The 15,944-nt window shown below is 70.3% G+C and carries 13 protein-coding genes; 12 read left to right on the forward strand and 1 reads right to left on the reverse strand.

Annotation, left to right across the window (positions count from 1 at the left end):
• From GA0111570_RS16430 to GA0111570_RS16465, 8 genes are all read left to right on the forward strand, one after another.
• A partial coding sequence (locus GA0111570_RS16430) for a YceI family protein (RefSeq protein WP_245703268.1) occupies positions 1 to 546 on the forward strand: 546 nt, incomplete at its 5' end.
• A 645-nt stretch (positions 547 to 1,191) separates the two neighbouring features.
• Positions 1,192 to 1,581 (forward strand): DUF779 domain-containing protein, encoded by a 390-nt coding sequence (locus tag GA0111570_RS16435; RefSeq protein ID WP_092613731.1) that lies wholly within the window; start codon positions 1,192 to 1,194, stop codon positions 1,579 to 1,581.
• 202 nt (positions 1,582 to 1,783) lie between these two features.
• The gene (locus GA0111570_RS16440; protein WP_092613733.1) at positions 1,784 to 2,995 is read left to right on the forward strand and encodes a helix-turn-helix domain-containing protein; all 1,212 of its coding nucleotides are present in this window, start codon (positions 1,784 to 1,786) and stop codon (positions 2,993 to 2,995) included.
• A gap of 97 nt (positions 2,996 to 3,092) precedes the next feature.
• Positions 3,093 to 4,616, forward strand: a complete 1,524-nt coding sequence (exaC, locus tag GA0111570_RS16445; RefSeq protein ID WP_092613735.1) for an acetaldehyde dehydrogenase ExaC — start codon at positions 3,093 to 3,095, stop codon at positions 4,614 to 4,616.
• Between the two features lie 161 nt (positions 4,617 to 4,777).
• Positions 4,778 to 5,494 (forward strand): hypothetical protein, encoded by a 717-nt coding sequence (locus GA0111570_RS16450; protein ID WP_092613737.1) that lies wholly within the window; start codon positions 4,778 to 4,780, stop codon positions 5,492 to 5,494.
• A 23-nt stretch (positions 5,495 to 5,517) separates the two neighbouring features.
• The gene (locus tag GA0111570_RS16455) at positions 5,518 to 7,101 is read left to right on the forward strand and encodes an HD domain-containing phosphohydrolase (RefSeq protein ID WP_092613739.1); all 1,584 of its coding nucleotides are present in this window, start codon (positions 5,518 to 5,520) and stop codon (positions 7,099 to 7,101) included.
• Positions 7,102 to 7,187: 86 nt separating this feature from the next.
• Entirely contained in the window at positions 7,188 to 8,075 is an 888-nt protein-coding gene (locus tag GA0111570_RS16460) for an aldo/keto reductase (RefSeq protein WP_217634239.1), read from the forward strand.
• Positions 8,076 to 8,198: 123 nt separating this feature from the next.
• Positions 8,199 to 9,128, forward strand: coding sequence for a hypothetical protein (locus tag GA0111570_RS16465; RefSeq protein ID WP_139283297.1), 930 nt, complete (start codon positions 8,199 to 8,201; stop codon positions 9,126 to 9,128).
• An 83-nt stretch (positions 9,129 to 9,211) separates the two neighbouring features.
• Here GA0111570_RS16465 and GA0111570_RS16470 read toward each other — a convergent pair whose 3' ends face one another.
• Positions 9,212 to 9,853, reverse strand: coding sequence for a dihydrofolate reductase family protein (locus GA0111570_RS16470; RefSeq protein ID WP_092613775.1), 642 nt, complete (start codon positions 9,851 to 9,853; stop codon positions 9,212 to 9,214).
• A 748-nt stretch (positions 9,854 to 10,601) separates the two neighbouring features.
• On the opposite strand from GA0111570_RS16470, the gene GA0111570_RS16475 reads away from it, so the two are divergent.
• From GA0111570_RS16475 to GA0111570_RS16485, 4 genes are all read left to right on the forward strand, one after another.
• Entirely contained in the window at positions 10,602 to 12,992 is a 2,391-nt protein-coding gene (locus GA0111570_RS16475; protein ID WP_092613743.1) for a hypothetical protein, read from the forward strand.
• 28 nt (positions 12,993 to 13,020) lie between these two features.
• Positions 13,021 to 14,490: a hypothetical protein gene (locus GA0111570_RS16480; RefSeq protein ID WP_092613745.1), complete on the forward strand. Its 1,470-nt coding sequence runs from the start codon at positions 13,021 to 13,023 to the stop codon at positions 14,488 to 14,490.
• A gap of 78 nt (positions 14,491 to 14,568) precedes the next feature.
• Complete coding sequence (locus GA0111570_RS17790; RefSeq protein WP_175557548.1) at positions 14,569 to 14,709, forward strand: hypothetical protein; 141 nt, start codon at positions 14,569 to 14,571, stop codon at positions 14,707 to 14,709.
• A 3-nt stretch (positions 14,710 to 14,712) separates the two neighbouring features.
• Positions 14,713 to 15,915, forward strand: a complete 1,203-nt coding sequence (locus tag GA0111570_RS16485) for a cation:proton antiporter (protein WP_092613747.1) — start codon at positions 14,713 to 14,715, stop codon at positions 15,913 to 15,915.
• The last annotated feature ends 29 nt before the right edge of the window (positions 15,916 to 15,944 follow it).

Raw genomic sequence — 15,944 nt, forward strand, 5'->3', positions numbered from 1 at the left:
GCCTCGAGCCCGCTGAACGACCTGGAGGGCACCTACACCCTCGACGCCTCCCACACCACGATCGGTTTCGTGGCCCGCCACGCGATGGTGACCAAGGTCCGCGGCTCCTTCGGCGAGTTCGTCGGCACCGCCACCACCGGCCGCAACCTTGAAGGTGCGAAGATCGACGTCACGATCCAGGTCGCCTCCGTCGACACCAAGTCGCCCGACCGCGACGGCCACCTGCAGTCCGCCGACTTCTTCGACGTCGCCTCCTACCCCACCATCACCTTCACCTCCACCGACATCACCGCCTCCGGCGACGTGCTGGCCGTGACCGGGGACCTGACCATCAAGGACGTCACCAAGTCGGTCACCATCGACTTCGAGTACGCCGGTGCCGCCCTGGACCCCTTCGGCAACACCCGCCTCGGCCTGGAAGGCTCCGTCGTCGTCGACCGCAAGGACTTCGGCCTGGTCTGGAACGCCGCCCTCGAGACCGGCGGCGTCCTCGTCTCCGACAAGATCACCCTCGAGTTCGAGATCTCCGCGATCAAGAACGCCTGACCACCCCGGCACCACCGATCCCACCGGACCCGGCCTGACCGGCCCCCCCTGATCGACTGCTGATGCGCGGACACCGTCCGGCCCCCCACGGGCCCGGACGGCGTCCGCGTTTCCACGCCGGAGCCCGAAACCCTGCGTCTGGGCCGGGCGCACGGCGCTGTTCACTGCCCCTCGCCAACTTCACTGCCCACTTCCCAGCTCACTGCCAGTACCCGGGCAGCGAACCCGGCCAACGGCAGCAAGCCCGGCCAACAGCAGCGAGCCCGGCACGGCCAGCGCGCCAGATCGGGCCAGGCCAGCCCACCGGTTCCGGCCAAGCATGGTAGCTGTGGCCAACAGCAGCGAGCACCGGCAGGCTGGGATGCGGGCAAACCACAGGGCGCCACGGTTCTTGATCCCCCGTGCCCCCGGGGGCTCTGGGTTCTTGATCCCCCGCCATCCCGGACGCCCGGGTTCTTGATCCCCCGTCCCAGACAACGGGCAATCAAGAACCCAGAGCCCCCGCAGAGCATCGCCTGTGCCGCCCCGTGTCCCCCGTGCCGCGCCGGTGGCGCGCCAGCCCGGGAGCACCCCCCCAGCGCTCCCCTATCCATCCCCGACCATGCGGGCTAGCATCGCGGCACCAAGGAATGATCGGAGCCAACGATGGCTGGCAACTTCACTCGCGTTGACCTCACCCCCGCCGCGGCCGAGATGCTGCGCAAGCTCGCGGACCAGCACGGCCCGCTGATGTTCCACCAGTCCGGCGGGTGCTGTGACGGGTCCTCCCCGATGTGCTTCCCGGCCGGTGAGTTCCGGACCGGCGGTCAGGACGTCCACCTGCAGGACCTCCAGGTCGAAGGACTCGACCCGATCCCGTTCTGGATGTCCTCCTCGCAATACGAGTACTGGAAGCACACGCACCTCACCGTCGACGTGGTCCCGGGGCGCGGCGCCGGTTTCTCCCTGGAGGCCCCCGAGGGCGTACGTTTCCTCATCCGCTCGCGCCTGATGACCGACGACGAACTGGAGGCGTACGGACTGCTCAGCCGCTGACCCCGCACACCCGCCCACGGCCGCCGACCCCCGCACCCGCCGACCCCCGCACCCGCCGCCCCGCACACCCGCCCACGGCCGCCGACCCCCACGCCCGTCGACTCCCCGGATCCGCCGGGAACGGACCGCAGCGGCTGGCCGGGATTTCGCCCACGGGGTGTAATGGGGGTCACGTCCTTCCGCCGAGGTGAGGAGTAGGCCCATGACCGACCGCCCGCAGCACCTGCGCGCCGAGATCAGTGACTCCTGGCACCGCAGCGCGGCCACCGGCGTGAGGATCGACCTGCCAGCGGCACCCGTCCTGCTCGACGACGTCGCCCTGGAGCGCCGCCGCGGCAACCACCCGCTGAGCCGGGTGCAGCCCCTGCTCGAGGACGTCCTCGGCCAGGCGGTCCGCGACTGCGGCGCGGTGCTGGCCCTCGGCGACGCCGACGGCCACCTGCTGTGGGTCACCGGGACCGGGCAGGCCCTGCGCCGCGCCGAACGGATCGGGTTCGTCGCCGGCAGCAACTGGGACGAGCGCTTCGCCGGCACCAACGCGCCCGGAACCGCCCTGCGGCTCGACATCGGCCTGGTCGTTCGTGGCGGCGAGCACTACCTGGATGCCGTCCGGGCCTGGAACTGCGCGGCGATCCCCATCCACGACCCGGCCACCGGATCGGTCCTCGGGGTCCTCGACGTCACCGGCGGTGAGCAGATCGCGGTCCCGCAGACCCTCGCCATGATCCGCGCCGCCGCCCGGATGGCCGAGACCGAACTCACCCGCACCCTGCCCGCCACACCGCGGCCCGAGGGGCCGGCCGACTTCGTGCTCGAGGCCCTGGGGCGTACGGAGGCCGTGCTCGTCCCGACCACCGACCGTGCCCGGGCCGTACGCCTCGGGCCGCGCCACAGCGAGATGCTCGTCCTGCTGGCCACCCACCCCGGCGGCCTGACCGGCACCGAACTGGCCGAACTCGTCTACCCGCACCGGGTCAGCCCGGCAACGGTCCGCGCCGAGGTCAACCGCCTGCGCGCCCTGGTCGGCGCCGACGTGCTGGAGTCGCGCCCGTACCGCCTGCGGGCGCGGATCAGCGGGGACTGGTCCCTGGTCGAGTGCCTGCTCGCCGCCGGAGACGTCGAGGGCGCGCTGCGCTGCTACCGCGGGCGGCTGCTGCCCCGGTCCACCTCCCCGGCGGTCGAGGCGCTGGCCGACGACCTCGAGTGGTCCCTGCGTGCGGCGGTCCTCGACAGTGGCCGGCTCGACCTGATGGCCTCCTGGACCCGGACCGCGGAGGGCGCGGACGACCTGGAGATGTGGACCGCCCAGGCCCAGCGGCTGCCCGCCACCTCAGCACTGCGCCCCTTGGTGACGGCCCAGGTCAGCCGGCTCGACCGCGAGCTGGCGGCACCGACCCCGCCGCGCCACCGCTGATCGACGGACCGCACGCCCGCGCGCAACGTTCATGCAACCTCGCCGTGACTAGCATCACAGACCACCGGACACCGTGGTTCGGACGAGAGGACATGACATGACTGTGTACGCCCGGCCGGGAACCTCCGGCTCGAAGATCGAGGTCAAGGACTCCTACGACCACTTCATCGGTGGCGAGTGGGTCGCCCCCAAGAAGGGCCAGTACTTCGAGAACTACGCGCCCAGCACCGGCGAGGTGTTCACCCGGGTCGCGCGCGGGACCGCCGAGGACATCGATGCCGCCCTCGACGCGGCGCACGCCGCCGCTCCGGCCTGGGGCCGGACCTCCCCCACCGAGCGCGCCAACATCCTGAACAAGATCGCCGACCGGATCGAGGCGAACCTCGAGGACCTCGCCGTCGCCGAGTCCTGGGACAACGGCAAGGCGGTCCGCGAGACCCTGAACGCCGACATCCCGCTGGCGGCGGACCACTTCCGCTACTTCGCCGGCGCGATCCGCGCCCAAGAGGGCTCGATCAGCGAGATCGACTCCCAGACGTACGCCTATCACTTCCACGAACCGCTCGGCGTGGTCGGGCAGATCATCCCGTGGAACTTCCCCATCCTGATGGCGGTCTGGAAGCTCGCCCCGGCCCTGGCCGCGGGCAACGCCATTGTCCTGAAGCCTGCCGAGCAGACGCCGTGGTCGATCCTGAAGCTGGCCGAGATCATCGGTGACCTGCTGCCGGCCGGCGTCCTCAACATCGTCAACGGCTTCGGCGTCGAGGCGGGCAAGCCGCTGGCGTCCAGCCCGCGGATCCGCAAGATCGCGTTCACCGGCGAGACCACCACCGGCCGGCTGATCATGCAGTACGCGACCGAGAACCTGATCCCGGTCACCCTGGAGCTCGGCGGCAAGTCGCCGAACGTGTTCTTCGACAACGTCGCCCAGGAGAGGGACTCCTACTACGACAAGGCCCTCGAGGGCTTCACCATGTTCGCCTTCAACCAGGGCGAGGTCTGCACTGCGCCGTCGCGTGCCCTGGTGCAGAAGTCCATCTACGGCGACTTCATGGCCGATGCGATCGCCCGCGTCGAGAAGATCACCGTGGGCGATCCGCTGGACACCGAGACGATGATGGGTGCCCAGGCCAGCAACGACCAGCTGGAGAAGATCAAGTCCTACCTGGACATCGGCCGCCAGGAGGGCGCCAAGGTACTGACCGGTGGATCCCAGGCCGAGGTCGGTGGAGACCTCAGCGGTGGCTACTACGTGCAGCCGACGGTCTTCGAGGGCAAGAACTCGATGCGCATCTTCCAGGAGGAGATCTTCGGGCCGGTCCTGTCGACCACCTCGTTCGAGGACGAGGCCGAGGCCCTCCAGATCGCCAACGACACCCTCTACGGGTTGGGCGCCGGTGTCTGGTCGCGCGACGGTGCGCAGGCGTTCCGGATGGGCCGCGGTATCGAGGCCGGTCGGGTCTGGACCAACACGTACCACCAGTACCCGGCGCATGCAGCGTTCGGTGGCTACAAGCAGTCCGGCATCGGCCGCGAGAACCACAAGATGATGCTCGACCACTACCAGCAGACCAAGAACCTGCTCGTGTCGTACGACCCGAAGGCCCAGGGCTTCTTCTGATCCGATCCTGACCCAACGGGCCGGTCCACGTACGCCGCGACGTACGTGGACCGGTCCTGCTGCCCGTGCCCGGTCGGCGTCAGCGGGCCGGTGAGGTCTCGCGCCCCGATGTGAGGCCGATGCCTCAGGTGTTACAGCCGATCCGGACGCACGCTGGAGTCATGAACACCACACCTCGCGAGGCCGTAGCGATCCTGACGGCCGACCCTCGGCTCATCGAGGGCACCGACGAACGTTTCACCGGGTACGGCGTGATGGGCCTGCCGTACGCGACCGGTCACTACCTGGCCCTGCGCTGCTTCGTGGCCACCTCGGTGGGACCGGCCTACCGGGCGGTCTGGCACCGCGCGCCGGACGGGCGCTGGGAGATCTTCACCACCGCCGCCCCGGAGGTGAGCTGCCCCCGGTACTTCGGTTCCGAGGCACCGGGCGAACAGGTGCCGGCCATCGATGTCAGCTGGCCGGATGACTGGACGCTCGAGGTGACGATGGGTGAGCGGCTCTCCTGGCGGCTGGAGCTGGCGAGCACCTCGGCGACCCGTATCATGACGTCGATGGGTGGGGCCATGCCCGACGGCGCCTGGAACAGCAACGCCGTCCTCGGCTCGATGGGCCCGATGGCCTCGGCGTTCCTGGGCATCGGCCGCACCCGGCTGCACGGCGCCACGCCCAACGGGCCGCTCTACAAGGCCGCCCCCCAACAGGTCTGGCGGGTGGTCGGTGGGCAGGCCGGGCTCGACGGCGAGGATCTGGGAGGTATCGGGCCGCTGTCCGAACAGGACCACCTGGGAGACTTCTGGCTCCCCCAGCGCGGCATCTTCTTCGTGGGCCGGGCCAGCTTCACACCCGTCCTGGCGAGCACCACCGCCCTGGCGTGACGTGGAGCGAGCACACTTGAGCCATGGACCCCACCGCGAGGCACCTCGACGGGGCACTGCCGCGCCGCGTCGAGGTCCTGGCCGGCCTGTCGGTGGCGATCGACCTCGGCCTGGGCCAGCCGGCCGAGCACATGCTGCGCTCGGCGATCATCGCCTGCCGCCTGGCCGACCGGCTCGGGCTGACCCGGGACCAGCGGGCGACCACGTACTACACGTCGCTGATCATGTGGATCGGCTGCCACGCGGACTCCCAGGAGTATGCGCGCTGGTTCGGCGACGACATCGCCGTGCGTCGCGACGCCTACCTGGTGGACTGGGCCGGGCTGCCGTTCCTGCGCTTCCTGCTCGGCAACGTCGCCCGCGGTGAGCCCCTCGCCCAACGCCTGCTGACCACAGCGGCCCTGTTCCGAGATGCCCGCGGCCAGCTCGCTGCGCTGATGCACTCGCACTGCTTGTCCGCGGCGGCGCTGGCCCACCACCTCGGGCTGCCGCCGGAGGTGGAGCGTGCGGTCACCTACACGTTCGAACGTTTCGACGGGAGCGGGCTGCCGCAAGGTTGTCCGGGGGCCGCCATCCCGATCGAGATGCGGATCGCCCAGCTGGCCGATACGGCCGAGGTCCACCACCGGCTGTTCGGGGTCGACGCCGCGGTGGCGATGGCGCGCCGCCGTAGTGGCGGGCACTTCGACCCGGCGGTCGTCGAGGCGCTGCTCGCAGCGCCGGGCGAGGTGTTGGCCGACGTGCCCGGCTCGGATGTCTGGACGGCCGCGATCGCCGCCGCTCCCGACGCCGAGATCCGCCTGGACCTGGCCGGCCTGGACCTGCTGGTGTGCGCGGTCGGGGACTTCGCCGACCTCAAGTGTCCGTTCGCGCTGGGACATTCCCGGGGTGTCGCGGCGCTGGCCGCCGGGGCCGGCGAGCAGCTGGGGCTCGATCCGAGCGACGTACGATCCTTGCGTCGTGCCGGCTATCTGCACGACATCGGCCGGCTCGGCGTGTCCAACCAGGTGTGGTCCAAGCCGGGCCCGCTCAGCGCCTCCGAGTGGGAGCGGGTCCGGATGCACCCGTACCTGACCGACCGGGTGCTGAGCCGGATCAACGGCCTGGAGCGGGAACGTACGTACGCGCGGGCCCACCACGAGCACCTCGACGGCAGCGGCTACCCGCTCGGCATCGCGGGCGCCGCACTGGGGAGCGGCGAGCGGATCCTCGCAGCGGCCGTCGCCTACCAGTCGGCGCTGGAACCGCGGCCGTACCGGGCGGCCCTCGACGCCGCCGGGGCGGCGCGCCGGTTGCACGAGCGCATCGCGACCGGACAGCTCGACCCCGAGTGCGCGGAGGCGGTGCTGGCGACGGCTGGCCACCGCATACCCCGGGCAGGGCGGGAGGACGTCCTGACCCCGCGGGAACGCGAGGTGCTCGGCTACGTCGCCCGTGGCCTCAGCAATCGCCAGATCGCCGAAGCGTTGGTCCTCAGCGAGAAGACCGTACGCAACCACGTCGAGCGGACGTACGCCAAGATCGGTGCGACGAACCGGGTCGGCGCGAGCCTGTACGCGCTGGGGCACGGGCTGGTGACGCCGCCCGCGGGAGGGGCCGCCGCCTGATCGGGCAGCGCTGGGCACGACACCCTGGTGAAAGGGGTACCGGCAGGACCTCCCACGGGCGGAGCAGCCCCAGTAACGTCCCATCCATGGTCATGGAACTCACCCTCAACAACGGCGTCACGATGCCCGCCCTCGGGCTGGGCATCTTCCAGAGCCCGCCGGAGCAGACGACGGCGGCGGTCGAGGCGGCGCTGGCCACCGGCTACCGCCACGTCGACACCGCCGCCGCGTACGGCAACGAGCGGGAGGTCGGCGAGGGGGTGCGACGGTCGGGCCTGGACCGGCAGGACGTGTTCATCGAGACCAAGGTCTGGGTCAGCGACTACGGCTACGAGCCGACGCTGCACGCCTGGGAGAAGGCCACGGCCAAGCTCGGCGTCGAGTACCTCGACCTGCTCATCCTGCACCAGCCGGCCCCGGACCGCTTCGAGAAGACGCTGGACGCCTACCGGGCGCTGGAGGCGCTGCTCGCCGACGGACGCGTACGCGCGATCGGCGTCAGCAACTTCATGCCGCACCACCTGGACCGGCTGCTCGCGGCGACCGACGTCGTCCCGGCGGTGAACCAGGTCGAACTGCATCCCTACTTCGCCCAGCGAGGGGTCCAGGAGGCCGATGCCAGCCACGGCATCCTGACCCAGGCGTGGTCACCGATCGGCGGCATCACCTTCTATCCCGGCTGGGGCGAGGACCGCCGCAACGTGATGCAGGACCCGGCGATCGCCGCCATCGCCCAGGAGCACGGGAAGAGTCCCGCCCAGGTCATGCTGCGCTGGCACCTGCAGCAGGGCCGCTCGGCCATCCCGAAGTCGACCCACCCGGGCCGTATCGCCGAGAACTTCGACGTGTTCGACTTCGAACTCGGCACCGACGAGCTCGCCCGGATCGACGCCCTCGACACCGGCGTACGCAACGGACCCGACCCGGACCAGCCCCGTCCGGAGGCCTTCGCGCGGGTCATCCCGGAGGCCTGAGTCCGGGCGACCGGCCCACCGGCCGGGCCTGCGACGGTGTGACCTCGCCCACACCGTCGTACGTCACCGGAGCGGCGGCGGGAGAATTCAAGGACAGTGACGTCCTCGAAGAAGGTGGTCGCCATGACGACCTACATCGCCCCACAGGCCGCTCCGCAGGCAGGATCGACCCCCCGTGGCATCCTGCTCTGGCTGGGGGTCCTCCTCACCGGCGTCCCACCCTTCCTGGGCCTCTCGCTGGCGCTGTCGGCCATCACCGCCCCCACGAACGACGCCGGGAACCAGGCGCTCACTGCCCTCTGGTACATCCCGGCGGCGATCTTCCCGGTCGCCGTCCTGGGTGTGGCCCTGATGCTCGTCGGACTGTGGCATTCCCCCGGCACGCGGCGGGCCGGCTGGCTGTGGACCGCACTGGTCGCCATCGGACTGCTCGGCGTCGTCGGCCTGGCGTTCGGCACCGGGATGAACAACGACCAGGAGGCCCTCCAGGGCGCGGCACGGATGGCGTTGGACATAGGCACCACCACGTTCGGCCTGGTGTACGTCGCCGGGCTGGTCGGCCTGGTCGTGCTCGGCCTGCGACTGCTGCACCCCTCCGACCCGGCGCTGGCCCGGATGGGGATCCTGCTGCTCGCGGTGGCACTGCTGATGTCCGCCCTGCAGGTCGTCCAGGCGGCCGTGATCCGGCGCAGCGCCCCCGGGGCCGGCCGGATGCCCGCACCCGTGGTGATGTCCGGTGTGGGTGACGCCCTGCTCTGGGCGGTGCTCGGGCTCGTGGTCCTGGTCGTACTCGTCCGCCACCTGCACAGGCTGCAGGCGGTCGTCGCCGTCGCCGGCGGCGTGATGCTGATCGGCATGGGCACCCTCAAGGTCCTCGGTGCCACCGCCTGGCGACTCACCGGCGGTCCCGGCGCCACCGGTCCGGTGACCCTGCCGACCGGCCTGACCATGGGGATGACGGTGTCGATGACGGTCGCGCTCCTCGCGGTGGCCACCCTGCTGGGCGCGGCGATCGCCCTGATGGGCCGTACGCGTACGGGCATCGCGACCTGACCCGGCTCAGGCGTACCCATCCCCGTTCTCGTACGGAGGCGGTCCGCGGGCCGCGCGCCGGCACTGCCGGCCGGGGTGTCGGGTCAGCGCTGGAAGGTGAGGTGGATGGTCCCGCTGGGAGCCGTCTCGGCCGTGACCGCGTAGCCGGATTCGAGGCCTCGCAGGCCGTCCCACAGTCGGGCGCCCCGGCCGAGGAGGATCGGTGCGATGGCGACGTGGAGGTGGTCGACGAGTCCGGCCCTGAGGAAGTCATGGACCACCGCGGCGCCCCCGCCGATCCGCACGTCCTTGCCCCCGGCGGCCTCGAGGGCTCGTTCCAGCACCTCGGTGGGACCGGCGCTCAGGAAGTGGAAGGTGGTGCCGCCCGCCATCTCCAGGGCCGGCCGTGGCGTGTGCGTCAGGACGAACACCGGCACCCGGAACGGGGGCTCGTCCCCCCACCAGCCGCGCCAGTCCGGATCGTCCGGGTGGTCGTGCAGGCCGAACATGCCGGCCCCCATGATCTCGGCCCCGACCTCGGCGAAGTACGCCTGGGCGTAGGCGTCGTCGACACCCGTCGTCCCCTCACCGCTCTCGTCGTGGAGCACCCGGCGGCGGAAGGTACGCGTGGCGACGTACGCCCCGACCAGGCGCGGCCAGTCCTCCCCGAACGGACTCTCGGGCGTCTGGTCGGTGGTGGTCATGAACCCGTCAAGGGAGATGTTCAGGTCTACGCGCACGGACATCGTCGGCTCCCGGTGCTGGTGGCGGTCCTCGTGGTCCCCATCATGGCCCATCCTCGCCCGGGCGGCATCACCCATAGGGCGAAGGGCACCTGCGGTGAACTCCGCCAGGCCTCGAGCACGAGCCGATCCTCGTCCGTCAGGTCGTCGCCCGAGTGCCCACCGCTTCGTCGTACGGGTACCGAGCAGGCTCGGAGGGGTCCTCGCAGTAGGAGCAGGTCGGAGCCTGCTGGGCAATATCCGAGTCCCCGCGAACAATGGTATCGGAAGGGTCAGGAATGGCACATTGTCTCCTTTCGATAATACCCTCGACCTTGACCGACCAACCGCACCGGAGGGACCATTTTCTTGTGCGCGAGGGCCATCGACAAGCTCCGCCACATGTATCGAACAGACCCAAAAGTCACGTGAGGGCTGGCTAGAAGTGGCTAGTACGAACGGGGTACCCCTGCAGGATGAATGGGGGACCGGAATAGTCTCGAGTTCATCCGCCATGACCGTCGCGGCGCCCGCGGCCCCAGACGGCCGGAACATCCTCGACAATGCGACGCATTGGACGGATCACCTTCCTGTTGCTGGTGAATAACCCGTCCGATCAATCGGCACTCTGGCAGCAGGCCCGGACCGGAGAAGCGCTGAAACGCCTGGTTTCATCAAGGTGCGGATGTTTCTTCGTACCTGCTACCCGAGCACATCATCAACAGATGGCCGAGCCGCAGCACCCGAGCGCCTACCCCGAAGGAGCAGAACCGTGCCTGAACCCCTCGCATCACTCGACCCCGCCGGCAAGGCGACAGTGCTGAGCTACAACGTCCCGGAGCCGATCTCGTACAGCGGACGGAACTTCGTCGAGATGCCCCTGCGGCCCGAGGCCTTCTCGACAGTGGTCCTCCCGCCACCGACGCTGCCGACCCTGTCCGCAGCGCCGCAGAACGAATCGACGATCGACCCGCCCGACGACCCGCCCGTGGCCCTGGCCGCGGAGTCGATCCGTGCGCCGCAGGACGTCATCGTGGACGGGTCAGGTCCCGGCTCCAGTCCGATCAGGTCGGCTCCCCTGCCGCTGACGGACCGCCTGCAGTCGCTGTCGAGGACGGACGTCGGCAAGGCCGCCGCATCCGGACTGCAGACGGTCCTGTACCCGAACATCGCCGGGCAGCTCGACTTCCGCTTGATGGCCATGCGCGACGACGACGGCCTCGACGGGGGCACGGGCGGCATCGAGCCGGTCATCCCGATGGTCGGAGTCTTCATCGGCAGCCCGGGCAACAACGCGAGCATCCGCGGCAGTGCGGCTGGCGTGAGCATCGCCGTGACCGGTACCTGGGAGGCCGACAACGCGTCCTCCCTGGCCCTGACCGTCAGCGTGGACGGCGGCACCCCCGGCGCCGTGCAACTGCAGTCGGACGGAGGCTGGTCGACACAACTGACCTTCACGAAGCCCGGGGTCCACCAGATCGTGGCCCGGATCACCGGCAGCGGCTGGTCCAGCATCCAGAAGCGGCAGGTCAATGTCCAGGACTCGGCCACGGCCTCGATCTCGGTGACGCTCGACACCGGTGACACCAATCCCGCTCCCGTCCTTCCGACGGTCACGCTCTCGGAGCCGGGACCCGACACGTCCTTCGTCGAGCCGTCCGGCGTCGTCGCTGTGACGGTCGCGGGCACCACGACCTCCGGCCCGGGCACCACAGTCACCGGCGTGACGGTGGTCGACCAGACCACCGGCACGAGTGCCACCGTCGCTCCCGACGGGGCAGGCCAGTGGTCGACCGAGATCCTCCTGGACGGCGTCGGGCGCCACTCCATCAGCATCACAGCGACGGACGGCCTGAAGAGGCAATCCGCCCCGGTCACCGTCATGGCGCGGATCCTCGCAACGCAGCCCTTCCGCCGGCTGAAGAACCGGCTCATGCTGGTGGAGACGCTCAACCTCTCGTCGTTCCTGGGCTCCTTCGGTGCCGGCCGGGTGATCAAGACGTTCTCCTTGCTCCCCGGTGAGGAGACGACCATCAGCTTGAAGTCGTGGACCAAGTCGGCCGAGAGCCGCAAGACCGGGTCGAGCATCGTCGACTCCGACGCCACCGAGGCGGCCGACTCCTTCGAGGACTCGCTCAGTGCGGAGCAGACCAGCAAGGAGGTCCAATCGGAGGCGTTCGCCTACAAGGTCGGTGCGACGGCCTCGGCGACGTGGGGATGGGGATCGGCCTCGATCAACGCGGAGGTCAGCGGCTCGGCCAACTCGGCCCGCGAGGAAGCCGTGAAGAACGTCAGCGCCGCGACCCGCAAGCACTCCATGAAGGCATCCTCGAACCGCAACGTCACCGTGAACACCGAGTACACCGCTTCGCAGGAGACCGGAACCGAGGAGTCGACCGCCCGGACGATCTCGAACATCAACGCGTCGCGGACGCTGAACTTCGTCTTCCGGCAGATGAACCAGGAGCACATCACGCTGATCCACCTCACGAACGTACGGATCGCGCTCTACACCGAGGACCTTGCCCTGGACGCCGAGCACAAGCCGGCCCATGTCACCGATCCCGTCACGGGCGAACAGGTACTGGACATCCGGCGCAACTACCAGGAGGTGCCACTGCCCCAGCTCCAGACCCTCCTCGACACCGCCATCAGTCCCGTCTGGCATGCCAAGGTCCGTGACGCCATCACGTTCGCCCTCTCCGGCATCCCCGACTACCAGGACGAGCTCCGCCAGGTCTTCGAATGGGTGACTCCGACCAAGGACGGCCAGCCTGTCGACGGCGCCACCTACGTGCGCTTCCCCCGCAACCTCAGCACGGATTTCACCGACCCCGTCAGCCACCAGGTGATCTCGGTTCCCGGCATCGTCCTGGCCTACGACCACATCGTCATGCGCACCGAAGGCGTCATGGTCGACTCGGTGCTCGGCCAGGGCCAGGGGCTGGACGACTACTCGCGCAATCTGCAGGACGTGGCCGTGGCGGAACGCCAGGTGGCGGTTGCCGAGCGGCAAGCACAGGTGGAGCGGGAGAAGCTGGCCCGCAAGCTGGTCACGGACAGGGACAAGGCCGGGGCAGAGATCTTCGCCCAGGTCTTCCCGCCCCCACCCCTGGCGCCGACCTCGACCACCACCACGCAGCGCCCGGCCGGCAAGCCCTGACCGCAGGCGATCAGGAGGGAGGGGAACCATGCCCGGGGACGACTGGTCGGACGCGGGGGCCCGCATCCTGCGCAGCACTGCAGCGACCACGACAGTCCTGGAGTCGGGCGCAGCGAGCACCGGCGCACTGCTCCCGGGCAGCCCCGGAAGCGAGGCCGTGGCGGGTACCAAGCCGCTCACTGCGGCCGACATCCGTCCCTTCGACGCCTCGGAACGTGCCCTCTGGGCGGTTCAGCGCGGAGTGGTGGCCGCCCTCGGCGACGACGGTCGTCGCCTGCAGGAGGCCCTGCCCGGGGCTGAGGAGGCGGGCGCGTTCTCCCTCGGTGTCGTGGAAGGCGTCGGAGACGCGGTGCAGGACATCGTCCGCGACCGCGTCCGGCTGATCCTGTCCGGCATCACCAGCGTCGTCGACTTCTACGCCTTCGTCTACGACATCTCGCTGTGGGTGGAGCTCATCAGCGCCTGGACCGCCCCGCAGGGCACCGGCATCGAGGGAGTCGTCGACAGGATCAAGCAGGACCACCCCGCGTTGTACGAGGCCATGCGGAACTTCCGGACGCTCGTCAGGAAGTTCGACGAACTGACGGCCTCCCTCACCGACACCTCCCAGCCGGGCAACTTCAACTGGACCCGGGCGCAGGCGTACGTCGCCGACTGGCTGGTGGACCTGCCCGGCGTCCTGGGCCAGCTCCTCCGGCCGTCGGTGGACCAGCTCGTCGCGGACCGGGGCGATCCGCAGGCACAGGGCCGGACCATCGGCCGTGTCCTGGCCCGTGTCATCATCGAGGCCGTGCTCCTGGCGATGGACCTCTACGCGCTCGTCCGGGGTGCCGCCCACCTGGCCTCCGACGTCCTGCGGGCCGTACGCGAGTCCTTGTCCGCCACCGAGCTGGCCACTGCCGCGGCCCGGGCTGAGAAGGCCGCTCCGGGAATCATCGCGACGGGGAAGGGAACCTCGGGGGCAGCCAGGGAGGCCCAGCAGATCTACGAGGAGCTGGCGACGGAGATCCGCGCCTACGACAGGCTCAAGCGCAAGACAGGCGCCTTCAACTCCGCCGTCCGCGACATCGCGGGTCTGAAGGTGAGCGACACCGGCTACATCGCGATGCGCCTGGACGCACAGCACATCGTCGAGGCCACCTGGTTCGAGAAGCACGCAGCGGAGTTCAAGCGTGTCTTCGGCTGGGAGGCCAGCGGCGACATGGATGCCATCGCGCTGCACACTGAATGGCACATCCGCAGCGGCGAGAAGCTCGCCACGAACCTGAACCTGCTGGGCGCCGAGAAGGAGGTCTCCCTGACCAAGAAGTTGCAGGACTTCCTCAAGGCACGACAGACCGCGCCGGACGGATCGGTGAAGCCGTTCGCCAACCTCACCGAACTCTTCCAGGCCCACGCCGACTTCTACCGGGACTACAGCCCCAGGCTCTCGCAACGGCTGGACGGCTGGTTCGCGCAGCGACTGGCGCAGATCGCCGCCGCCGGGTCACCACCGTGAAGCCCTGACCGGAGCGCCCTGATGGGGCCACTCTGGAAGCAGGCGTTCCTGCCGGAGCTCCCAGGGGAAGGAAGCACCATGTCCCAGTCCGATCCGCCGAAGAGCCACCGCCCGAAGGCCGGCAAGGACGCCGACCCCGGTCCCGTGGTGCGGTGGATCCTGACCCGCGAGGAACACGACTACCCGGGTTCCGCCCCGACCGGCGACGACCAGGCCTGACCGATGAGCTTCTCGGTGCTGGCGCTGATCTGCCTGGTCGCCCTCGCCGGACCGGTGCTGTCGCTCACGCGCGGGTCACACCTGCCGGTGGTGGTCGGTGAGCTGGCCGTCGGCCTGGCGCTGGGGGCCACCGGCCTGCGGGTGCTGCCGGCCTCCGACCCGACCTTCGCGTTCCTGGCCGACATCGGCTTCGGGCTGGTGATGTTCGTGGCCGGCAGCCATGTCCCGGTCCGTGACCCGGCCCTGCGCAAGGGGCTGGGGATCGGCGTCCTGCGGGCCCTGGCCATCGGGGCACTGGCCACGCTGCTCGGCGCCGGCCTGGCCAGGGCGTTCGGAACCGGCCACCCGGCGCTCTACGCGGTCGTCCTGGCCTCCTCGTCCGCCTCCATGGTGATGCCGGCCCTCAGCGGCCTGCCGCTGGATGCGAAGGCGATCGAGCAGATGCTGCCGCAGGTGGCGATCGCCGATGCGTCCTGCATCGTCCTGCTCCCCCTGGTGATCGACCCCGCCCACGTGCTGCGGGCCGGCCTGGGCGCCCTGGCGGTGCTGGTCGCCGCCGTGGCGATCTACGGGGTGCTGTACTGGCTCGAACGCAGCGGCCGGCGCCAGGCCATCCACCACCTGTCCCAGGACCACAGGCTGGCGATCGAACTGCGGCTGGCGCTCACCCTGCTGTTCGCCCTCGCGGCGCTGGCCCGCACCATGCACGTCTCGATCATGCTGGCCGGGTTCGCCCTGGGCCTGGCGTACGCCGCGATCGGTGAGCCCCGCCGGCTCTCGCACCAGATCTTCGCCGTCACCGAGGGACTCTTCTCACCGATCTTCTTCGTGTGGCTGGGGGCCTCGCTGAACCTGCGGCTGCTCGGGGCCCACCCGGCGGCGATCGGGCTCGGCCTGGCGCTGGGCCTGGGAGCCCTCGTCATCCACGCTCTGGCGACCCTGACCCGCCAGCCGTTGCCGGTGGCCGCGATCACGGCCGCGCAGATGGGCGTCCCGGTCGGCGCCGCCACCCTGGGGACGAACCTCGGCGTGCTCCGACCCGGCGAGGACGCGGCGCTGCTGCTGAGCGCCATCGTGACCGTCACCGCGGTCGCCGTCCTGTCGGGATCGGTGGCACGGCTGGCCATCGCCGGATCGCCGTCGAAGGGGGCGGCGAAGGGAGCGGGGTCAGCGGGGGCGGGGAGTGCGCCTCCACCGGCGCCCTGAGGCCGGTCGTGCCGCAGCGGTTACGACGG

It is taken from the genome of Raineyella antarctica (assembly GCF_900092135.1).
GTDB lineage: Bacteria > Actinomycetota > Actinomycetes > Propionibacteriales > Propionibacteriaceae > Raineyella > Raineyella antarctica.